21 protein-coding genes are annotated in these 19,324 nt (G+C 71.2%); 7 read left to right on the forward strand and 14 right to left on the reverse strand.

Going from position 1 to position 19,324, the window contains the following annotated elements:
• Nucleotides 1–9: 9 nt before the first annotated feature.
• Nucleotides 10–345: a hypothetical protein gene (locus M4D54_RS00005; protein ID WP_193865503.1), complete on the reverse strand. Its 336-nt coding sequence runs from the start codon at nt 343–345 to the stop codon at nt 10–12.
• A gap of 61 nt (nt 346–406) precedes the next feature.
• Between M4D54_RS00005 and M4D54_RS00010 the strand changes: the two genes are divergently transcribed.
• Complete coding sequence (locus M4D54_RS00010; RefSeq protein ID WP_259889309.1) at nt 407–1,564, forward strand: lysylphosphatidylglycerol synthase domain-containing protein; 1,158 nt, start codon at nt 407–409, stop codon at nt 1,562–1,564.
• Here M4D54_RS00010 and M4D54_RS00015 read toward each other — a convergent pair.
• From M4D54_RS00015 to M4D54_RS00025, 3 genes are read right to left on the reverse strand one after another with little or no spacing between them, the layout of a single operon-like run.
• On the reverse strand, nt 1,533–2,030 hold the full coding sequence (locus tag M4D54_RS00015; RefSeq protein WP_193865505.1) for a hypothetical protein: 498 nt from the start codon (nt 2,028–2,030) through the stop codon (nt 1,533–1,535). The two genes, M4D54_RS00010 and M4D54_RS00015, sit on opposite strands and share 32 nt — an antisense overlap.
• Nucleotides 2,027–3,037 carry an alpha/beta hydrolase gene (locus tag M4D54_RS00020; RefSeq protein ID WP_259889311.1) on the reverse strand — a complete coding sequence of 337 codons (1,011 nt, stop codon included), beginning with the start codon at nt 3,035–3,037 and terminating at the stop codon, nt 2,027–2,029. Before M4D54_RS00020 ends, M4D54_RS00015 begins: the two co-directional genes overlap by 4 nt.
• The gene (locus M4D54_RS00025; RefSeq protein ID WP_193865507.1) at nt 3,034–3,249 is read right to left on the reverse strand and encodes a BldC family transcriptional regulator; all 216 of its coding nucleotides are present in this window, start codon (nt 3,247–3,249) and stop codon (nt 3,034–3,036) included. Before M4D54_RS00025 ends, M4D54_RS00020 begins: the two co-directional genes overlap by 4 nt.
• 410 nt (nt 3,250–3,659) lie before the next feature.
• Between M4D54_RS00025 and M4D54_RS00030 the strand changes: the two genes are divergently transcribed.
• The gene (locus tag M4D54_RS00030; RefSeq protein ID WP_193865508.1) at nt 3,660–3,869 is read left to right on the forward strand and encodes a DUF3073 domain-containing protein; all 210 of its coding nucleotides are present in this window, start codon (nt 3,660–3,662) and stop codon (nt 3,867–3,869) included.
• Nucleotides 3,870–4,020: 151 nt separating this feature from the next.
• On the opposite strand, the gene purM is transcribed toward M4D54_RS00030, so the two are convergent.
• The 7 genes from purM to M4D54_RS00065 form a co-directional block, all read right to left on the reverse strand.
• Entirely contained in the window at nt 4,021–5,169 is a 1,149-nt protein-coding gene (purM, locus tag M4D54_RS00035; protein ID WP_259889314.1) for a phosphoribosylformylglycinamidine cyclo-ligase, read from the reverse strand.
• On the reverse strand, nt 5,166–6,656 hold the full coding sequence (gene purF, locus M4D54_RS00040; RefSeq protein WP_259889317.1) for an amidophosphoribosyltransferase: 1,491 nt from the start codon (nt 6,654–6,656) through the stop codon (nt 5,166–5,168). The genes purM and purF overlap by 4 nt, the downstream gene beginning before the upstream one ends.
• 43 nt (nt 6,657–6,699) lie before the next feature.
• Entirely contained in the window at nt 6,700–7,011 is a 312-nt protein-coding gene (locus tag M4D54_RS00045; protein WP_259889320.1) for a hypothetical protein, read from the reverse strand.
• Nucleotides 7,008–7,805, reverse strand: coding sequence for a copper homeostasis protein CutC (locus M4D54_RS00050; RefSeq protein ID WP_259889323.1), 798 nt, complete (start codon nt 7,803–7,805; stop codon nt 7,008–7,010). The genes M4D54_RS00045 and M4D54_RS00050 overlap by 4 nt, the downstream gene beginning before the upstream one ends.
• Entirely contained in the window at nt 7,802–8,224 is a 423-nt protein-coding gene (locus M4D54_RS00055; protein WP_193865512.1) for a sterol carrier family protein, read from the reverse strand. Before M4D54_RS00055 ends, M4D54_RS00050 begins: the two co-directional genes overlap by 4 nt.
• Before the next feature lies 1 nt (nt 8,225).
• Entirely contained in the window at nt 8,226–9,536 is a 1,311-nt protein-coding gene (locus M4D54_RS00060; RefSeq protein WP_193865513.1) for an adenylosuccinate synthase, read from the reverse strand.
• A 109-nt stretch (nt 9,537–9,645) separates the two neighbouring features.
• The gene (locus M4D54_RS00065) at nt 9,646–10,074 is read right to left on the reverse strand and encodes a DUF3151 domain-containing protein (RefSeq protein WP_193865514.1); all 429 of its coding nucleotides are present in this window, start codon (nt 10,072–10,074) and stop codon (nt 9,646–9,648) included.
• 55 nt (nt 10,075–10,129) lie between these two features.
• On the opposite strand from M4D54_RS00065, the gene M4D54_RS00070 reads away from it, so the two are divergent.
• The 3 genes from M4D54_RS00070 to M4D54_RS00080 all read left to right on the forward strand — a co-directional run bounded on the left by M4D54_RS00070 (nt 10,130) and on the right by M4D54_RS00080 (nt 12,972).
• Complete coding sequence (locus M4D54_RS00070; protein WP_259889326.1) at nt 10,130–11,653, forward strand: phosphotransferase; 1,524 nt, start codon at nt 10,130–10,132, stop codon at nt 11,651–11,653.
• A gap of 77 nt (nt 11,654–11,730) precedes the next feature.
• Nucleotides 11,731–12,156 (forward strand): D-aminoacyl-tRNA deacylase, encoded by a 426-nt coding sequence (gene dtd / locus M4D54_RS00075; RefSeq protein WP_259789136.1) that lies wholly within the window; start codon nt 11,731–11,733, stop codon nt 12,154–12,156.
• 69 nt (nt 12,157–12,225) lie between these two features.
• Nucleotides 12,226–12,972, forward strand: coding sequence for a phosphoglyceromutase (locus M4D54_RS00080; RefSeq protein WP_193865517.1), 747 nt, complete (start codon nt 12,226–12,228; stop codon nt 12,970–12,972).
• Between the two features lie 97 nt (nt 12,973–13,069).
• Here M4D54_RS00080 and M4D54_RS00085 read toward each other — a convergent pair whose 3' ends face one another.
• Together M4D54_RS00085 and M4D54_RS00090 are read right to left on the reverse strand one after the other, a co-directional pair.
• Nucleotides 13,070–13,747, reverse strand: coding sequence for a C39 family peptidase (locus M4D54_RS00085; RefSeq protein WP_193865518.1), 678 nt, complete (start codon nt 13,745–13,747; stop codon nt 13,070–13,072).
• 193 nt (nt 13,748–13,940) lie between these two features.
• Nucleotides 13,941–15,590 (reverse strand): helicase HerA-like domain-containing protein, encoded by a 1,650-nt coding sequence (locus tag M4D54_RS00090; protein ID WP_193865519.1) that lies wholly within the window; start codon nt 15,588–15,590, stop codon nt 13,941–13,943.
• A 90-nt stretch (nt 15,591–15,680) separates the two neighbouring features.
• Between M4D54_RS00090 and M4D54_RS00095 the strand changes: the two genes are divergently transcribed.
• On the forward strand, nt 15,681–16,688 hold the full coding sequence (locus tag M4D54_RS00095; protein WP_193865520.1) for an acyltransferase domain-containing protein: 1,008 nt from the start codon (nt 15,681–15,683) through the stop codon (nt 16,686–16,688).
• A gap of 39 nt (nt 16,689–16,727) precedes the next feature.
• On the opposite strand, the gene M4D54_RS00100 is transcribed toward M4D54_RS00095, so the two are convergent.
• Nucleotides 16,728–17,357: a TetR/AcrR family transcriptional regulator gene (locus tag M4D54_RS00100; protein WP_193865521.1), complete on the reverse strand. Its 630-nt coding sequence runs from the start codon at nt 17,355–17,357 to the stop codon at nt 16,728–16,730.
• Between the two features lie 140 nt (nt 17,358–17,497).
• On the opposite strand from M4D54_RS00100, the gene M4D54_RS00105 reads away from it, so the two are divergent.
• The gene (locus tag M4D54_RS00105) at nt 17,498–19,243 is read left to right on the forward strand and encodes an MDR family MFS transporter (protein ID WP_259889332.1); all 1,746 of its coding nucleotides are present in this window, start codon (nt 17,498–17,500) and stop codon (nt 19,241–19,243) included.
• Nucleotides 19,244–19,324 lie beyond the last annotated feature (81 nt).

Here is a 19,324-nt window from a genome sequence, read left to right on the forward strand (position 1 = left end):
CGAGCTCTGTCAGATCAGGACGGCCACGAAGACGTTGATGATGATCGCCACCGGGATGCCGAACCACACGGCCGACGGGGTCTGCGGGCCCTTCTTGTGCGCGATGTAGGCCAGCACGGTGACGATGATCGCCATCAGTGCTTTGATGCCGAGCTTCATATGGTTCGGATCACCGGTGACCGAGGCGATCACAGCGATGATCAGACCGAACACGAGGGCACCGGCAGCGGAGTGGGCCATGCCGGGGCTGGGCTGACGGGTACGGGCAGCAGCCACCCAAGTGCCCAGGGCCACAGCCCAGCAGAGCAGGTGCGCGATGACGAGGAGCGAATATACGAACGACATGTCGGCATCCTACGTTCCGCCCCCTGGGAACAGTCTCCTTCCCGCGTGCGAGAATCGCCGCATGCCCGACCCTGGCGATCGCGACGCCGACCACCGCCCGTCCCCGGCGCCGGCTTCCTCGGTGCATCCCGTCGTCGAGCCGTCATCTGCACCGCCGTGGCAGGCCAACGCCCCGGGCCTCACCGTGGACCGTCCCCCGGAGCTCAGCGGGAAGCGGATCACGCTGGCAGTGCTGTCCCTGCTGCTGGTCGCCGCCCTGCTGTGGTGGGGCCTGCCGTGGGCGGCCGGCGCCTCCTGGCCCCAGATCCTCGACTCCCTGGCGGGCCTGCCGGCATGGGCCGTCCCGACGATGCTGCTGCTGGGCCTCGGTGCTCTCGCGCTCGAAGCATGGACGGTGCGCACCGCCGTGCCCGGCTCCTCGTACCGGACCGTCCTGCAGGGGCACGCCGCCGCCAGCGCGATGGCCCTGGCCATTCCAGGCGGAGGAATGCTCGGCATGGGGCTGCTGGGCTGGATCCTGCGCCGCACGGGGCTGGCACTGTCGGTGGTGATCACCGGGATCGTCGCCGCATCCCTGGTGGAGATGCTGGTGACCACGGTGCTGGTACCACTGCTGGGCGGGATCGCCTACGTCGCAGCAGGCATGGTCACCGATGCTCGGATCGATCTGCCCGGTGCCGCGCTGTGGGCGGCGCTGGCCGCGGTGGTCGGTGCCGTGGTCGCCCTGGTCCTCGCCGCCGCGCTGCTGCGTCGCCCCGTTCTCGCCGGCCTGCTGGAGACGGCCGCGACCGTCACCGGGGCCGGGCCCGACGATGCGGATCGCTTCACAGCGTTCGTGCTGGGGCAGCGCGACGCCCTGGTCACGCTGCTGCGGGAGCGGCCGGTCGCGCTGGTGGGGCCGACGGCCCTGGCGCGCGTGCTGCAGTGGCTCGCCCTGGTACTGGCGATCGAGGCGGTGGGCGGATCCGTGCACCTGCTGCTGACGGTCGCGATCTTCGCGCTCGGCCGGGTGCTGTCCCTGGTGCCCCTCACCCCCGGTGGCGCAGGGATCACCGAGACCGTGGGGGCCGCAGCCCTGGTGGGCCTGGGACTGGGAGCGGCGGCGTCGGCCTCGGCGATGCTGCTGCTGGCCATCACCACGCTGGTGGTGCCACTGGTCGCCGGCGGGATCGCCGCGGCGACGGCGGTCAGTCGGACTGGTCCTCGTAGTCCGGCGTGACCGCCCCGACCGCGTGCGAGGGATGGGGAAGGAACCCCTCCTCGGCCTGCGGGGACAGTGGGAAGCCGCCGATGCTCGCGCCGTGCTGGGTGCCCGCGAAGTGCTGGGCTCCCACGAAGCGCGCCACCTCGTCCACGTGATGGCGGGCATCGTCCCCCCGGCCCAGGAACCCGGCTCCCGCGTACCCGCCCATACGACGCCCGCTGGAGCGCTCCAGGACCGTGGCCTGCTCGTCGAGCCGACGTGCGCTGGCCCGCAGCCCGGTGGCGATCCGTCCCAGCTCCGCGTACTGCTCGCTGCTCCACCGCTCGCGGAGGTCCTCGCCGATACGTCGGATGCGGGGGTCCGATGAGCGTGTGACCTCGAGGACCGCGTTGGAGACGCGCAAGCGCAGCAGAGTGAAGCGGTCAGCTGCCCGCCGCAGGGCGTCCGCATGGTCGCGCAGCGCACGGGGGCCCGAGGTCATCCTGCTCCTTCCGAAGAGCTGCTGACGGGAGGGATGCGCTCGGTCTTGGACCCGCGCCCGCTCATGGTATGCCGACCGGTCAGGACCACGTCCAACCAGTCGTCGAGCACCTCGATGGCGCGGTGGCGGGCGTCGGCGTCGGAGAGGAACACGTCGTGACGCGCACCCTCGATGGCCTCGATCCGCACGTCGGGCCCCAGCTGCGCAGCGGCCTCCGCCATCACCTTCACATCGAGCACCGAATCGGCCCGACGCATGGCCTCGGTGAACTCCATGCCGAAGACGGACCGCGCCGAGTGCATCACGAGCACGGGGATGGCGAGAGGGCCCGCCGATTCGAGCCGGCTCTGTCCGTCGATCACGGCCGCGAAGGTGTCGGCGGGGAAGGGATGACCGCCCGGGGGCTTCAGTGCGAGGTCGTAGTCGTACAGACCGCCGTAGTCGCGGTGCACCGACCGCGCATAGTGCTCGACCCCCTGGGGCAGCAGGGGGCGGGTGTTGAGGCGGCCGGCCAGGCGGCTCACCGGCCTGCTCAGCAGACGCCGCACGGCCGCCCCCAGGTGCATCTCCAGCCACGGGGAGTTCAGCGCGAGGGCGCGGATCGTGCCGGGGTGCCGCACCGCCCACAGCGCTGCGGTGAGCCCGCCGGTGGAGTGGGCGAGCATGATCGGGGGGCGGTCCCTGCCGATGATGCGCAGCGCCGCGTCTATCTCCTCGTCGTACCGGTTGAGGTGGTCGATCTCGGTCGGGGTCTGCCCCGGCAGGAGGCTGCGGCCGTGCTTGCGCAGATCCAGCGCCCACACGTCCAGACCACGGGCTGCCAGGTGCTCCAGCAGCTCACGGTCCAGCACGTAGTCGGACCAGCCGTGCCCTACCAGGATCGGGACGGAGTCCGGTCGTTCGGGAAGACGATGCACCAGGGTGGCGACGAGGGGCCCCTCGGCGTCGGCACCGAGGTCGATCCGCTGCATCGCGTACCCGTCCCCGAAGACCGGATCAATGGTCATTCGGTGTCGGCGCTCTCCTGCAGCAGCCGCATGACCTCGTCCCGGGGGTAGCGGCGATGCCCGCCGAGGGTGCGCCGGTAGGTGAGCTTCCCTGCCTGGGCCCACCGCGTTACCGTCTTGGGGTCGACGTGGAAGAGCTTGGCCACCTCGGCGGGAGTCAGGAGCTCCGTGCCTCCGTGTCCGGGTGTCTGAGGCTCCTCGGTGCTGAACATCGAGCTTGCGACCTTTCGCTTGTATCCGGGGGAAGGCTGGCCGGCCCACGGGCCGTTCCACAGGGGGAGAGCCTACCGCGCATAAGTTTACGCTTGAGCGCACATTGCGACCCCCGCACCGCCCGCCGACCGGCGTTCTTGTCCGTAGTGAGATAACCCGGCGCCCTGACCAGCGCGAACACAGACGCATGAGGGACGGGTGTCGGTGAACTCCTAGGCTCTTACCGGTTGGACCGAACTTCGCGTCGCCATCCCCGCCCGGCCTGTCGCGACCCTGTCGCGCCAGAACGTCAGCAACGTCTCCTCTACCGCGTTGGCCGGAGGCGGAGCGTTGCATGTACGCTTGGGTTCCGAATCAATGCCATCTTCCGGGCCGACATGCCCGCTCCGACGCACAGGGGGTCAGATCCATGGGTCGTGGCCGACAGAAAGCCAAGCAGACCAAGGTGGCACGGGACCTCAAGTACTACAGTCCGCCCACGGACCTCTCGGCGCTTCAGCGGGAGCTGCAGGCACAGAGGAACGCTTCGTCCGAGGACTCCGGCTCCGCACGCGATCCGTGGTCGGACGAGAGCGACGACTGGGCCAACGAGGATGCTCCGTCGGCGCGCCGCCGCTGACGCACCGCTGCGGCACTCGCCGGCACCGTGACCACGCACGAGGGATGACCAGCCCGGTCATCCCTCGTCGCATGTCCCGGCAGGGGCGCCTGCGGTTCCGGGTGCCGCCCGCGGGCTCCGGCCGTTGCCTGCGGGAACGGCATAGCCCGGCTCACGCCTTCGTGCCGGTCCCCCACCCGGGGTGCTGACCGGTCAGCAGCACGCCGCCGCCCTCCACGCCCTTGGCGCCGGAGACCAGCCGCTCCAGCGGTCCCGTCGGCTCCGGCAGTGATCCTTCGTCCATGACCTCGCCGATCACCTGGGCGGGCAGGCCTCGCTCGACCAGCACGTCGATGGCGGCATGCGCGCTCTCCTGGGCCACCACCGCGATCATCCCGATGCCCATGTTGAGCGTGCCCTCGAGGTCGAGCTGGGGCACCCCGCCCCAGGCGGCGATGCGCCCGAACACGGGCGCAGGCTCCCAGGCGGAGCGATCCACATGGGCAGCCGTGCCCGCGGGGAGCACGCGCGCCAGGTTCGCCGCCAGTCCCCCGCCGGTGATGTGGCTGAGGGCGTGCACACCGGAGTTGGTGCGCGGGTCATGGACCATCGCCAGCACGTCGGCGGCGTAGATCCGGGTGGGCTCCAGCAGCTCCTCCCCCAGGGTGCGACCGAAGTCGTCGACGTCCTGCCCCAGGTCCAGATCCTGCGCCGCCAGGACGGCCCGCACCAGGGAGTAGCCGTTGGAGTGCAGACCGGAGGACTCCATGCCGATCAGCACGTCGCCGGCGCGCACCCGCTCCGGACCGAGCATGTCCTCCGCCTCGACGACGCCGACCGCCGCTCCGGCGACGTCGTAGTCCTCGGGGGCCATCAGGCCCGGGTGCTCGGCGGTCTCCCCGCCCACCAGGGCGCACTCGGCCTGGCGGCAGCCCTCCGCGATGCCGCGGACGATGTCGGCGATCCGCTCGGGCACCACTTTGCCGCACGCGATGTAGTCGGTCATCGCCAGCGGCGTGGCCCCGACCACGACGATGTCGTCCACGACCATGCCCACCAGGTCCCGTCCGATGGTGTCGTGCACGTCCATCTGACGGGCGATCGCGATCTTGGTGCCCACACCGTCGGTGGAGGAGGCCAGCAGCGGGCGCTCGTAGTCCTTGACGGCACTGATGTCCAGCAGACCGGCGAAGGCGCCGATCCCGCCCAGCACCTCGGGGCCGTGCGTGGCGGCCACCGCCTCCTTCATCAGGGCGACGGCGCGGTCGCCCGCAGCGGTGTCCACGCCGGCGGAGGCGTAGGTGATCGGCTGGTCGTTCATGCGTCCTCCCGTGCTGCGACGGTCTGCTGGGTGTGCAGGTCCAGGGTTCCCTGGCCGAGCTCCTCGACGTCGGTGACCCTCACCGGGTACTGCCCGGTGAAGCAGGCGCTGCACAGGGTGGAGCTGTCCTGGTCGGTGGCCTCGATCATCGCTTCCTGCGAGATGTAGCCGAGGGAATCGGCCCCGATGGAGCGGGCGATGTCCCCCACCCCCAGGCCGTTGGCGATCAGCTCCGCACGGGTGGCGAAGTCGATGCCGTAGAAGCAGGGCCACCGCACCGGTGGGGAGGAGATCCTCACGTGCACCTCGGCCGCTCCGGCCTCGCGCAGCATGCGCACGACGGCGCGCTGGGTGTTGCCGCGCACGATCGAGTCGTCCACGACCACCAGGCGCTTGTCCTGGATGGCCTCGCGCAGGGGGTTGAGCTTGAGGCGGATGCCGAGCTGGCGGATGGTCTGGCTGGGCTGGATGAAGGTGCGGCCCACGTAGGCGTTCTTCACCATCCCCTGGCCGTAGGGGATGCCGGACTCCTGGGCGTAGCCGATCGCAGCGGGCGTGCCGGATTCGGGGGTGGGGATCACCAGGTCCGCCTCGACGGGGTGCTCCTGGGCGAGGCGGCGCCCCATCTCGATGCGGGACTCGTTGACGCTGCGGCCGGCGATCCTGGTGTCGGGGCGCGCCAGGTACACGTACTCGAACACGCAGCCCTTGGGGCGCGGCTCGAGCACCTGCTCGCTGCGCAGCCCCTGCTCGTCGATGACGATCATCTCGCCGGGCGCCACCTCGCGCACGAAGCTGGCGCCGCAGATGTCCAGGGCGGCCGTCTCGGAGGCCACCACCCAGCCCCGTTCGAGCCTTCCCAGCACGAGCGGGCGGATGCCCTGCGGGTCCCGCGCCGCGTACAGGGTGTCCTCGCTCATCAGGGTGAAGCAGTAGGCGCCGCGCAGCAGCGGCAGCAGATCCCGCAGGGCGCTCTCCAGGCTGCCCTCGGTGTTCAGCAGCGCGGTGACCAGGGCGGTGTCGGTGGTGTTCCCGCGCGCGATCTCTCCGGAGCGCGCGTGCTCGCGCTCCTCGAGCAGGCGCAGCAGCTCACCGGTGTTGACCAGGTTTCCGTTGTGCGCGAGCGCCACGGTGCCCTCCGGGCGTGGCCCCAGGGTGGGCTGGGCGTTGGACCACACCGAGCCGCCGGTGGTCGAGTAGCGGGTGTGGCCGATCGCGATGTGCCCCTGCAGGGTCTCCAGGGACGCCTCGTCGAACACCTGCGAGACCAGGCCCATGTCCTTGAACACCATGATCTGGGAGCCGTCGCTGGCGGCGATCCCGGCGGACTCCTGCCCGCGGTGCTGCAGTGCGTACAGCCCGAAGTAGGTCAGCTTGGCGACCTCCTCGCCGGGGGCGAAGACCCCGAAGACGCCGCATGCGTCCTGAGGGCCCTTCTCCCCGGGGAGCAGGTCGTGGGAGAGGGTTCCGTCGCCGCGTGGTGCCACCGCATCATGATGCCACAGCGGTGTGGCGCCGGTACCAGGGCGATCAGCGCCTGCGACGGCGCTCCAGGATCAGGTCCACCAGCGCGGCCAGGGCCGCCAGCGGCACGCCGATGCTCAGCACCGCGATGAAGGCGAAGGCGAGGATCCCACCGGCGCCGCCCACCCCCAGCAGGGGGGCCGCGATCAGGGCCACCACGGCGGGCACCACCAGGGCGATCACCACCCAGAAGGCGAGGGTGGGCGTTCGGCGTCCTCGGACGTACACCGTGGTCCGAGCGGGGCCCTGCTCGGTGGCGTCGTGCGGGGCGGGGTCCTGCTCGGTGGCGTCGTGCGGGGCGGGGTCGTGCTGGGTCACAGTGCTCCTGCGGCGTCCACCGCTGCTGCGGCGATCGCGGGGTCGGTGGTGGTGTCGGGGGCGTCGGGCTCGACGAGACTGCCGGGCCGGCGCCGGGCGGAGAGGTGCACGTCGGTGACGGCGCTGCGACGCACCAGGTCCTCGATGTCGGCGGGGCGGACCCCGCCACCGGCGCACACGTCCAGCAGCGCCTCGGATGCCTCGACCATCCGGGCCAGGTCCGCGGCGCCGTCCAGGGCGCGGGCGGCACCGCCGGAGCTGAGCACCCGGTGGAACCCGGCTCCCAGCAGTGTGGTCACGGCCTCGGTGCGATGCTCGACGCTCGGCATGGCGTCCAGTGCGCGGTGAGCGGTCAGGGTGACCGATCGCATGGCCGACTGGGCCGCCTCGAGGGCCGCATCGCGCACCTGCTCGATGGCGGGCAGGTCGAGACGCCCCTCGGGTGTGAGCGCGGCGAACACCACCCCGGCAGCTCCGGCGGCGACGACCTCGCTCGCCTGCCGTGCCATCAGCGCGATCTCCTCGTCGCTGTAGACGAACTCCTCGGGCCTGCCCAGGAAGTCGTCCTGGCCTGCACGGGAGCGGATCAGCACGTGCACGTCGAAATGGGGACGGGCCTCCTGCGCAGCGACCAGGGCTGATGCGCGGCGCGCGCACCGCTCCACCAGATCGACGGGCGGCGTGAGGCCGCCGCGGTCGAGGTCGACGCACAGCTCGATGCGGTGGGCCCCGGCGCGGGCTGCGACCTCGAGACCGGCCTCGTCCTGGACGGCGATCTCGACGCGCACGGTCATGTGCTCTCCGTCTGGTGGAGCCTCCGGGCCTCACGGACGGCGCGGCGGGCCCCGGGCAGCGGCAGATGATCGCTGAGGTCGCTGCGCTCACCGCTGGCCCGCACGCGGCCGGTCCCAGTCGCCTCGGCCCATGTGAGGTCCCCGGCCACCAGGGCGAGCCAGGTGGCGTCGTCGGTCTCCACCACGGCCGGTGGGGTGCCGCGGGTGTGGCGCGCACCGGGGAGGGCCTGCACGGCGGCGAACGGCGGGACTCGCAGTTCGACGGCACCGCCGGGGAACTCCTCGGCGAACAGGGCGAGCGTATGTCGCACGGCGGTGGCCCGGACGGACCGCGGGGCGGGCCCGTCGGTCTCGGGACGGGTGGCCCACTGCGCGAGGGCTCGTCCCCCGGCCTCGGGGTCGGTGCGGCGGGTGGCCATCTCAGGCGCTCGTGGAGTGCTGGGGGCCGGGGAGCAGGTCGTGCACGGCGATGGTGGCCTCGCGGTCCGGGCCCACGCCGATGGCGCTGATCCGGCAGCCGGCCAGCTCCTCGAGGCGCTTCACGTAGTTGCGTGCGGCCTCGGGCAGCTCCTCCACGGTGCGGCATCCGGAGATGTCCTCGGTCCAGCCGGGCATGGTCTCGTAGACCGGCTCGGCGTGGTGGAACTCGGTCTGCGTCATCGGCATCTCGTGGTGGAGGGTGCCGTCGACGTCGTAGGCCACGCAGATCGGCACCTCCTCGATGCCCGTGAGCACGTCGAGCTTCGTGAGCACCAGATCGGTGAAGCCGTTGACACGGACGGCGTAGCGGATCATCAGCGCGTCGTACCAGCCGCAGCGGCGGGGACGACCGGTGTTGACGCCCACCTCGCCGCCGACCCGTTGCAGGAACTCGCCCCACTCGTCCTCGAGCTCGGTGGGGAACGGGCCGGCGCCCACCCGCGTGGTGTACGCCTTGACGATGCCGATCACGCCGTCGACCCGGGTGGGGCCGATGCCGGAGCCGGTGCATGAGCCGCCGGCGGTGGGGTTCGAGCTGGTGACGAAGGGGTAGGTGCCGTGGTCCACGTCCAGGAAGGTGGCCTGGCCGCCCTCCATCAGCACCACCTCTCCGCGGTCCAGGGCGTCGTTGAGCAGGGCGGTGGTGTCCACCACCATGGGGCGCAGCATGTCGGCGTAGGAGAGCAGCTGCTCGGTGGTCTCGTCGATGTCCACCTCACGCCGGTTGTACAGCTTGACCAGCAGCGCGTTCTTCTGGCGCAGGGCGCCCTCGACCTTCTGCCGCAGGATGGAGGCGTCGAACAGGTCCTGGATGCGGATGCCGAGGCGGCCCACCTTGTCCATGTACGCCGGGCCGATGCCGCGCCCGGTGGTGCCGATGGCGCGCTTGCCCAGGAAGCGCTCGGTAACCTTGTCGAGCGTGCGGTGGTACGGGGCCACCACGTGCGCGTTGGCGCTGATCCGCAGGGAGGAGGTGTCCACCCCGCGCGCGGTCAGCATCTCGATCTCCTCGGTGAGCGCCTCGAGGTCGACCACCACGCCGTTGCCGATCACCGGGGTGACGCCCGGGGTGAGGATGCCGGCGGGAAGGAGCTTCAGCTCGAACTTCTCGCCCTGGATGACGACGGTGTGGCCGGCGTTGTTGCCGCCGTTGGGCTTGACCACGTAGTCCACGCTCTCACCGAGCAGGTCCGTGGCCTTGCCCTTGCCCTCATCACCCCATTGGGCTCCGACGATCACGACGGCGGGCATGGCGACTCCTGGTGTGGTCGGGAGGAACGCGAGGATCCTACCAATCGGGTCCGGGACGGGGCAGTGGTGCTCTCGGCTCGGGACCGCAGTGCCGGGGCTGACCGGCAGGTCAGGCGAGCAGGGACGGATCCGCGTCCTGCAGGAACTCGTGGACGCGGACTGCCTCGGCGTCGTCCCCGATGCGGCGGGAGGTCTCGCCGAGCAGGGCGAGCGCCTTGAGGAAGCCGCGGTTGGGGGCGTGCGAGGCGGGGATGGATCCCTGGCCGCGCCATCCGGCGCGACGCAGTGCATCGAGCCCGCGGTGGTAGCCGGTGCGGGCGTAGGCGTAGGCGGCGATGTCGTCGCCGTCGCTCAGCGCGTCCTGGGCGAGTTCGGCCCACACCAGCGGTGACTCAGGGTGCTCGCGCGCGATGTCGCGCGGCTCCTGGTGATCGGCGAGCGCCGCGGCCACCTCGACGTCGACGAAGTCACCCGGCAAACGGGTCTCCGGGATACCCAGCAGGTTCCGGGAGCGGTACGGATCGGCAGCGTCGGACATGACGAACATGGTAGGCGCTGTCACCGGCAGGGGCCCAACCTGGTAGAAACAACCCATGACACGTACGCAGGACGGCGCGGAGCTGCTCACCGGCCCCGGAGCGGGCGGCCTGCTCCGCTCGGCCGTCGGCAACTCCGGTGGCGTGCTGCACGGCTGGCAGCTCGACCACGTGGATCACCGCCCCGGTCGCAGCACCAAAGCACTGTTCCGCACCATGGTGTCGTGGCCTGAGCTGGACGGTCCCGGCGCTCCCGCACGCGAGGAGCTGTTCGGCGCCAGCACCCACATCGGCGAGAAGGAGAAGAACCTCTACGTAGCCGAGCAGACCCTGGTGATGACCGACGGGGACATCAACGTGCGGGTCTGGCGCTACCCGCACGACCCGTGGCTGCCCATGCTGCCGTCGGTCTGCTACCCGGATGTGGTGGTGCGCACTCTGCGCGACCTCGGCGTGTCGCTCGGCGATCCGGGCACGCCCGTGGTCATCGATGTCGTCTCCTACCGTCCCGGGCGCCGGGCCGTGCTGCGCGTCTCCCAGGGTGGCCACGCGGTGTTCCTCAAGGTGATGCAGCCGCACCGCAGCGATGAGATCGTGGATCGCCATCAGCGCCTGCTGGCCGCAGGCGTCCCGGTGCCGGAGGTGATCGCGCACCACAACGGGCTGGTGGTGCTGAGGGAGCTCCCAGGCCGTCCACTGTCCCGCGCCGTCGTGGACGAGGGCGCCGACGCCTGCCGGGGCGAGGACCTGGTGGCGCTGGTGGACCGGTTGCCCGCCTCGATGTACCCCCTGCCCCTGCGCCCCCCGTGGACCGATTCGGTGGACTTCTATGCCGGGATCGTCGCCGCCTCGATGCCGGCACTCGGACCCCGGCTGGACGCGCTGGTCCGCTCCATCCGGGAAGGGCTGGCCGCCCTCGAGCAGCGTCTGGACATGCGCCCGCACGACATCGTCCACGGGGACTTCTACGAGGCCCAGGTGTTCGTCGAGGACGGGCGCGTGGTGGGCCTGCTCGATATCGACACCGTGGGTCCGGGCCGACGCGCGGATGATCTGGCGTGCCTGCTGGCACACCTGAGCGTGCTGGCCGACTACGGCAACACGGGCCGCATCGACCGGGACATGCAAGCCCGCGTGGAGGGTGCCATCACCGACTGGCATCGAGTGTTCGAGGGCAGGGTCGATCCCACCGAGCTCGCCCTGCGATCGGCCGGGGTGGTGCTCTCTCTCGCCACCGGCCCGCACCGCCAGCAGGAGAACGCCTGGGAGGCCGCCACCGAGGCCATCGTCCGGGTGGCCGAGCAGTGGGTGGAGCGCGCACGCGCCGCCGAGCGGGCACGCATCGATCAGCAGGCCCACGCACCTCGCGGGCCCGCGACCGGGGTCCGTGCTCCCGGGGGGACTGCTCCCCCGTCGGCGGCCACGGGGCAGCGGCCGGAACCCATCCGTGCATATTCCATCCCTCCCGCGCAGGGACCTGACGCGATCCCGGCGCCGGGTCCGCCCTCCGCTGCCCACGACGCGCTCGGCGACGACTCCCCCACCCAGGAGCGCTCGATCGACTCCATCGTGCGCGGCTGAGGCCCCTGCGCGCCGCTGGCCTCCACGCCCCGCTGCTGACCTCCATGCCCCGCCGCCGGGGTGGCTAGGCTCGATGCATGCGAGCTGTGCTGCAACGAGTGGATGGCGCCCGGGTGGAGGTCGACGGCGAGGTCGTCGGCGCTGTCGAGGGCGAGGGACTGCTGGCGCTGATCGGCGTCACCCATGACGACGGCCCCGAGCAGGTGGCCATGATCGCCCGGAAGATCTGCGAGCTGCGGATCCTCGATGGCGAGCGCTCCGTCCTCGATGCAGGGGCCTCCGTGCTGGTGGTCTCCCAGTTCACCCTCTACGCCGACGTGCGCAAGGGACGCCGCCCCTCATGGAACGGCGCCGCGCCTGGGCCGGTGGCCGAACCGCTCGTGCAGCAGGTGGTCGAGGCGATCCGGGAGCGCGGCGTGGACGCCCAGGAGGGGCGCTTCGGGGCGCACATGCGGGTCGGCCTGGTCAACGACGGCCCCGTGACGATCCTGCTGGAGGCCTGAGGGCACGGGGCACGAGAGCCCTGCCTGCGGTCCTGTGCGTCTCCTGCGCGGCGCACGTACGCTGTACCCATGACCTACACACTCGTACTGCTCCGCCACGGCGAGAGCGACTGGAACGCCAAGAACCTGTTCACCGGCTGGGTCGATGTGCCGCTGACCGAGAAGGGCCGCGAGGAGGCTGTCGCCGGCGGCGTGCTGATGAAGGAGGCCGGCATCCACCCCGATGTCGTGCACACCTCCCTGCAGCGCCGCGCGATCATGACCGCGAACCTGGCGCTGGACGCCGCGGATCGCCACTGGATCCCCGTCAAGCGCGACTGGCGCCTGAACGAGCGCCACTACGGCGCGCTGCAGGGCATGAACAAGTCCGAGATCCGCGAGAAGTACGGTGAGGAGCAGTTCATGGCGTGGCGCCGCTCCTACGACACCCCGCCGCCGGAGATCGAGTTCGGCTCCGAGTTCAGCCAGGACCAGGACCCCCAGTACGCTGATCTCGGCGACCAAATGCCGAAGTCCGAGTGCCTCAAGGACGTCGTGGCCCGCTTCCTCCCCTACTGGGAGGAGGGCATCAAGCCGGATCTGAAGGCCGGCAAGACGGTCCTGATCGCCGCCCACGGCAACTCGCTGCGAGCACTGGTGAAGTACCTCGACGGCATCTCCGACGAGGAGATCTCCGGGTTGAACATCCCCACGGGCCAGCCGCTGGTGTACGAGCTCGACGAGAACTTCGACGTGGTGGAGAAGGGCGGCCGCTACCTCGACCCCGTGGCCGCCAAGGCCGCAGCCGAGGCCGTCGCGAACCAGGGCAAGAAGTGACCGCCGTGCGTGCCTGATGCCGCATCGGCTCCGAACGCAGGGCGCCCCGGACCATCGTCCGGGGGCGCCCTCGTCTCACGACGGGATCAGCCAGCTGTCACCAGAAATAGCCCGCGTCCCAGCCGTCGTAAACGCCGCACAGGTTCGCGACCTGCCACAGGGGCAGCCAGTAGTAGGCCGGGGCGGTGAACCCGCCCAGGGCGCTGCCCGCGGGGTCCGCGATGAGCAGCTCGCGGGTGTCCGGGTCGTAGCCGTCGATCACCACGTAGTGCCCGATGCGGCTGGTGTTCCCGTGCCACAGCGGGTAGGAGCCCGCCGGGGCCTGCCAGTACGCGATCGAGGGGTACCCGTTGCGGACGTTCTCAGTGACGCGCTCCCACAGCAGGTTCGCGGAGTAGGAGGTCGCCGGCTTGGTGGGGACCTTCTGGAAGCTGTAGGTGGCTCCGGGCATCGTCGCGCTGAGGTAGTCGTCGATGGTCCAGAACGGGGTGGCGCCGTACTCCTCCGTCTCCAGGTGCGCGGCGATCGTCGCGAGCGACGGCGGCGTCGCCATCTTCGCGCTCAGTACCATCCACACCGACGTCGGGCCGCAGTAGTAAGAGTTCGGCTGGTAGAGGTGCTTCGAGGCGGTCTCGACGCGGCCGGAGGCGGAAGCCGGCGCCGACAGCGCGGCGCTGCCGGCCGCCAGGCCGGTCCCGAGGAGCGCGGCGGTGCCGAGCGTGCGCAGGGCTCCGCGGCGGGTCAGCCGGGGAGCGGTCGTCGTGAGATCGGGCATGTCGGTCCCTTCGATGCGGGGGGATGGAGGCCACCCGGGGCCGCAGGCGCGCCGCTGACCGCCTCGACGAGCTCGGGGCCGTCCCAGCGGGCCGAACGCCCCGGGCCCGATCAGGCTAGGGTCCACGCCGCCGGATGTCGATGGGTAGCTCTACCCCTTGACATCTGACCTCAGATGCTTACCCTCCCCACGCTCAGCGCCGTCGGCGCCGGGTCCCGAAGAGGCTGCGCGTGATCTCCCGGCCCAGCACCGTCCCGGCCGAGCGCAGGAACGACTTCACCGCCGGGTTGGCGAGCACACCCTCGTCCTTCGCACCGGAGGAACGCTTCCGGGCAGGGGCCGCGGCGCCCTTTGTCCGCGTCGACGTCGGCGCCGGCTCTGCGCCCTCCTCTGCGGCGGCCTCGGCCTCCGCCTCGGCTCGCTCGGCGAGGATCTCGAAGGCGCTCTCGCGGTCCACGGGGGTGCCGTACTTCTGCTGGAGAGGGGAAGCGGCGACGGCCTGCTCGATGACCTGCTCCCCGGCGGGCACCATCGCGGATTCGGGGGCGCGCACCGCTGTGATCGCGACCGGCGTCGGGGCGCCGTCCTCGCTCATCACGGTGACGATGGCCTCGCCGGTGCCGAGCCCGGGGATGACCTTCTCGAGGTCGTGCTCCGAGGTGGGGAAGGTGGAGGCGGTGGCCTTGAGCGCCTTCGCGTCGTCCGGGGTGAAGGCCCGCAGAGCGTGCTGGACCCGGTTGCCCAGCTGGGCGAGCACGTCGCCGGGGATGTCCTTCGGGGTCTGGGTGATGAAGAAGACCCCAACCCCCTTGGAGCGGATGAGCCGGACCGTCTGCACCACCTGGTCCAGGAAGGACGCGGAGGCGTTCTTGAACAGCAGGTGCGCCTCGTCGAAGAAGAACACCAGCTTCGGCACCTCGGCGTCGCTCACCTCGGGCAGCTCCTGGTACAGCTCCGCGAGCATCCACATCATGAAGGTGCTGAACAGCTCCGGGCGGGTGGCCACCCCGGGCAGTTCCAGGCAGGAGATGATCCCGGTGCCCTCGGGCGTGGAGCGCAGCAGCTCCTGCACGTCGAAGGCCGGTTCGCCGAAGAACACATCGGCCCCGGACGCTTCGAAGGCGGTGAGCTTGCGCAGGATCACCCCGGCGGTGGCGGTCGAAATGCCGCCGATGCCCTTCAGCTCGAGCTTGCCCTCCTCGGAGGTGAGGAACTGGATCAGGGCACGCAGGTCCTTCAGGTCCAGCAGAGCCAGACCGCCCTGGTCCGCGTAGTGGAAGATCAGGCCCAGCGAGCTCTCCTGGGTCTCGTTGAGATCCAGCACCTTGCTCAGCAGCACCGGCCCGAAGTCGCTCACGGTGGTGCGGATCGGCACCCCCTGGCCCTGACCGCCCAGGCTGTAGAACTCCACGGGAGCCGCGCGGGAGATCCACTCCTGGCCTCGCGCGGCAGCGCGCGCGGTGAGCTTCTCGGAGGCGGGCCCGGGCACGGCGATGCCGGAGAGGTCACCCTTCATGTCCGCCACGAACACGGCGGCGCCGGCGTGGGCGGCCTGCTCGGCGATCACCTGCAGGGTGCGGGTCTTGCCGGTGCCGGTGGCGCCGGCGATCAGGCCGTGGCGGTTCAGCATCGAGACGGCGAGGTTCACCGGCACGCTCGGGTCCGGCTCGTCCCCGTCGAGCATCGCGCCGAGGTGGATGCGCGCACCCTCGAAGCCGTAGGCGGTGCGGATCGCCTCGGCCTCCTTCGAACTCGCGGGCGGCGCGGCCGGGGCGTCCTGTGCCCGGGAAGCCGGGGCGTCCTGCGTCCCGGGCGTGGCGGGATCCTGCTGCGCACTGGTCATCATGGCCTCCTCGCCGGCGCACCGGCGCGCTCGCGGTCGGGACGCACCGATCGTAGCGGGAGAACGCGGCTGACCCGCTACCGTGATCACATGAAGCCACCCCCGCCGGCCGAGATCCGTGCCGAGGACGAGCTCGCCGCCGCGGACGTACGCGTCATGCTCACCGCCCCCTCCCGCGCCGCCCTGCTCGAGAACCTCGGGATCACCGACCAGGACGCCTCGGACCTGCTCCCCTTGCTCGACGCCGCCGCGGCCGATGCGGAGGTGCTGGCCGAGGTGGCCGAGACCGCGAACCGTCTGCGCGCCGCCGCCGGACTCGAGGTGCCCGAGGTCGACCTCGCCGCCGAGAAGGAGCGCCACGACGCCCTCCAGCGGCGTCTTGCCCCCGGGGAGGGTCTGGTGGCGATCCTCGCGCTGCTTGTCTCGACCTCGACGGTGCGCGCCTGGCACGCCGTCCGCGGGCTCACTCCCGAGCAGTCCTGGGAGGTGCTCGCCGATCTCGGCCAGCAGATGCGGGTCCATCGCGCCGGCACGGGGCGCCTGGGCCTCCACCAGCTGAACTGGGTGAGCATGAACTGGGCGGGACGGCTCGTGCACCTCGGGCGCCTCCAGTTCGACCTGCACCGTCGAAGGGCCGCCCTGCTCGCAGGCGCCGGTTCGACGCCGTCGGCCGATAGCTCCCGCCGCTGGGTGCTCGGCACCCACATCCCGGCGCGGGGCCCGCTGGATCCCTCGGAGGTCGACGCCTCCTTCGACGCCGCGACCGCCTACTTCACGGAGCACTACCCCGAGCTCGGCGCGGGGCGCGGCCCGGAGGAGCCCGCGTTCGGCCATGAGTTCGTCTGCGACTCGTGGCTGCTGAGCGACCAGCTCGCCGAGATCACGGGAGAGGGCTCGAACCTCGCCCGCTTCGCCGCGCGCTGGGAGATGCTCGAGCGCTCCCGGATGGACGACGGGGCGCTCTTCTTCGTGTTCGGCCGCCGGCCGCCGGTCGACGTCGCCTCGCTCCCCCGCTCCTCGCGCCTCGAGCGCGGGGTCGCCGAGCGCCTCGAGGACGGGCGCGGCTGGATCGGCGGCCTCGGGCGCCTGCTGCGCTGAACCCTGCCCACCTCGGCCCGGGCTCACTCGGCCTCCGGCTCAGATCTCGGTGCCCGACCCGTCGTAGAGGGTGAGCACCTGGTCGAAGGCGCGGACCGGGTCGATGCCGCGCCGCATGGAGATCGCGAACGCGCTGCGGGTCAGGGCGAAGCTGACCTGCACCAGGATCACCGCATGATCGCGGGCGAACTCGCCCTCGAGCGCCTCCGCGAGCTCCTCGACCAGCTCGGTCTGCATCGCCTGGAGGTTTCCGCTGGAGACCAGGTGCAGGCTCGGCTCCTGCTCCATGACCTGCTTCTTCAGCTCGCGCAGACCGCGGTCGACGGGGACGTTCGCGATCGCCTCACGCATGATCGAGCGCATCGCCTCGCGCGCCGGCATGACCGCGAGCTTCTCCCGCAACGAGGCGATCGCCTGCGCGCCCTCCCCGCCGTTGATCCCGAGGATCGCGGACTCCTTGGTCGCCCAGTGGTTGAAGAAGGTGCGGGTGGAGACCCCGGCGCGCTCGGCGATCATCTGCGCTGTGACCGCCGAGAGCCCGTGCTCGACCACCAGCTCGAGGGCGGCGCGATGCATCGCCATGCGGGTCTGGCGCTTCTTCTGCTCCCGCAGGCCGAGCTCCTCCGAGCCCGCAGAATCATGGTCATCGGTCGTCTGCGCGGAAGTCACGTTCCCATCCTAGGTCCGACACATCACACAATCTGCACTCGATGCAATAGTGCAGTCAATGCAACAGTTCTGTATTGTTGCCGAGTCACAGCCCGACGGGGTGCTGCGGCCGTCCCCCACCGCTCACCCCCGAGGACCTCATGACTGCATCCATCACCCGGGCACCGCAGGCGGAAGCCGCAGAACCCGCCGCCTTCACCGGCCTCGACCGCCAGGGCACGCTCGTCTTCGTCGGGCTCATGCTCGGCATGTTCGTCGCCTCCCTCTCCCAGACCATCGTCGGTCCGGCGATGCCGCGCATCGTCGCCGAGCTCGGCGGCGTCGAGCACTACAGCTGGATCGCGACCGCCGCGATGCTGGTCTCCGCCGTCGCGGTCCCGATCGTCGGCAAGCTCTCCGACCTCTACGGGCGCCGCTGGTTCTACCTCGGCGGCCTCGCCGTGTTCATGATCGGCTCCGTGCTCGCCGGCCTCGCCCAGGGCTTCTGGTTCCTGGTCTTCGCCCGCGCCGTGCAGGGCCTGGGCATGGGCACCCTGATGCCGCTGAGCCAGACCATCATCGGCGACATCATCCCGCCCCGTCAGCGCGGCAAGTACCAGGGCATCATGGGCGCCGTCTTCGGCGTGACCTCCGTGGTGGGCCCGCTCCTCGGTGGTACCATCACCGACAACTTCGGCTGGCGCTGGCTGTTCTACCTCACCCTCCCTCTCGGCGTGGTCGCCTTCGGCTTCATCCTGCGCTTCCTGCACCTGCCGGCCGCCGGCCAGCACGGCAAGGTCGACCTGCTCGGCATGATCACGCTGACCCCCGGACTCGTCGTCGGCCTGCTCGCGACCACCTGGGGCGGCAACGACTACGCCTGGGGCTCCCCCGTGATCATCGGGATGTACGCGGTGGCGGCCGCGTTCCTGATCGCCTTCGTCGTCATCGAGACCAAGGTGCCCGAGCCGCTGCTGCCCATGCACCTGCTGCTGCGTCCGATCGTCGCGCTCTCCGTCGCGGCCTCCTTCGCGATCGCGGTGGCGATGTTCGGCGCGATCATCTACATCCCGGTCTACGCGCAGGGCGTCATGGGCGTCTCCGCCACCAACTCCGGCGCGATCCTGATCCCGCTGTCGGTCGCGATGATCCTCACCTCGATCGTGGTGGGTCTGCTGATCACGCGCCTCGGCACCTACAAGATCTTCCTCGTGCTCGGCGGCGCCGTGCTCGTGGGCGGGTACCTGCTGCTGGCGAACCTGCAGTACGGCGACTCGCAGTGGCACCTCACCCTGGCCATGATCGTGATCGGCCTGGGCCTGGGCCTGTGCATGCAGGTGTTCACGCTCGTGGTCCAGAACGTCGTCCCCCGGCGCGAGCTCGGGATCGCCACGGCCGCGATCCAGTTCTTCCGCAACCTCGGCTCGACCATCGGCACCGCCGTGCTCGGCACGGTGATGACGTCCCAGATGGGCACCGCCATCCAGAACCAGATCTCGGCCCTGCCAGCCGAGCAGCTCGCCGCGCTCCAGCAGGGCGGCGGTGATCTCGACGCCACCGGCCTCGAGGCCGCGGTGCTCGACCCGGCGGCGCTCGAGCAGCTGCCCGCCTTCCTCGTGGACCCGATCCGCATGGGCATGAGCGAGGCGATGCACGTCGTGTTCCTCACCGCTGTGCCCTTCGTGGTGCTCGCCTTCGTGCTCTCGCTGTTCGTGAAGCAGGTCCCTCTGCGCGAGACCGTCGAGAGCGCCGAGGACATGGCCGCGGACTCCGACAAGCAGCTCGGCCCCGCCGCCGACGGGGCGCTCGCCGGCGAGCGTGCGGCCGGGTCCGTGCCCGTCACCGGCGAGATCCGCACGATCCATCCCCACGCCGACGGGCAGGACGGCGCGGAGCCCGCCCGCTGACCCGCGCCGTCGCCACCCCGCGCGACGACACATCGCGACACCCCGCAGCACCGTCCCCTCCCGCGCCAGGTCCCCGATGCC

This window comes from Brachybacterium sp. p3-SID1565 (assembly GCF_025143785.1).
In the GTDB taxonomy this organism is placed as follows: Bacteria; Actinomycetota; Actinomycetes; order Actinomycetales; family Dermabacteraceae; genus Brachybacterium; species Brachybacterium epidermidis.

Excerpts from the sequence above, each read along its gene's own strand:
- M4D54_RS00005 (WP_193865503.1), bottom strand. The coding sequence starts at position 345 with ATGTCGTTCGTATATTCGCTCCTCGTCATCGCGCACCTGCTCTGCTGG.
- M4D54_RS00010 (WP_259889309.1), top strand. The coding sequence starts at position 407 with ATGCCCGACCCTGGCGATCGCGACGCCGACCACCGCCCGTCCCCGGCG.
- M4D54_RS00015 (WP_193865505.1), bottom strand. The coding sequence starts at position 2,030 with ATGACCTCGGGCCCCCGTGCGCTGCGCGACCATGCGGACGCCCTGCGG.
- M4D54_RS00020 (WP_259889311.1), bottom strand. The coding sequence starts at position 3,037 with ATGACCATTGATCCGGTCTTCGGGGACGGGTACGCGATGCAGCGGATC.
- M4D54_RS00025 (WP_193865507.1), bottom strand. The coding sequence starts at position 3,249 with ATGTTCAGCACCGAGGAGCCTCAGACACCCGGACACGGAGGCACGGAG.
- M4D54_RS00030 (WP_193865508.1), top strand. The coding sequence starts at position 3,660 with ATGGGTCGTGGCCGACAGAAAGCCAAGCAGACCAAGGTGGCACGGGAC.
- purM (WP_259889314.1), bottom strand. The coding sequence starts at position 5,169 with ATGAACGACCAGCCGATCACCTACGCCTCCGCCGGCGTGGACACCGCT.
- M4D54_RS00050 (WP_259889323.1), bottom strand. The coding sequence starts at position 7,805 with ATGACCGTGCGCGTCGAGATCGCCGTCCAGGACGAGGCCGGTCTCGAG.
- M4D54_RS00055 (WP_193865512.1), bottom strand. The coding sequence starts at position 8,224 with ATGGCCACCCGCCGCACCGACCCCGAGGCCGGGGGACGAGCCCTCGCG.
- M4D54_RS00060 (WP_193865513.1), bottom strand. The coding sequence starts at position 9,536 with ATGCCCGCCGTCGTGATCGTCGGAGCCCAATGGGGTGATGAGGGCAAG.
- M4D54_RS00065 (WP_193865514.1), bottom strand. The coding sequence starts at position 10,074 with ATGTCCGACGCTGCCGATCCGTACCGCTCCCGGAACCTGCTGGGTATC.
- M4D54_RS00070 (WP_259889326.1), top strand. The coding sequence starts at position 10,130 with ATGACACGTACGCAGGACGGCGCGGAGCTGCTCACCGGCCCCGGAGCG.
- dtd (WP_259789136.1), top strand. The coding sequence starts at position 11,731 with ATGCGAGCTGTGCTGCAACGAGTGGATGGCGCCCGGGTGGAGGTCGAC.
- M4D54_RS00080 (WP_193865517.1), top strand. The coding sequence starts at position 12,226 with ATGACCTACACACTCGTACTGCTCCGCCACGGCGAGAGCGACTGGAAC.
- M4D54_RS00085 (WP_193865518.1), bottom strand. The coding sequence starts at position 13,747 with ATGCCCGATCTCACGACGACCGCTCCCCGGCTGACCCGCCGCGGAGCC.
- M4D54_RS00090 (WP_193865519.1), bottom strand. The coding sequence starts at position 15,590 with ATGACCAGTGCGCAGCAGGATCCCGCCACGCCCGGGACGCAGGACGCC.
- M4D54_RS00095 (WP_193865520.1), top strand. The coding sequence starts at position 15,681 with ATGAAGCCACCCCCGCCGGCCGAGATCCGTGCCGAGGACGAGCTCGCC.
- M4D54_RS00105 (WP_259889332.1), top strand. The coding sequence starts at position 17,498 with ATGACTGCATCCATCACCCGGGCACCGCAGGCGGAAGCCGCAGAACCC.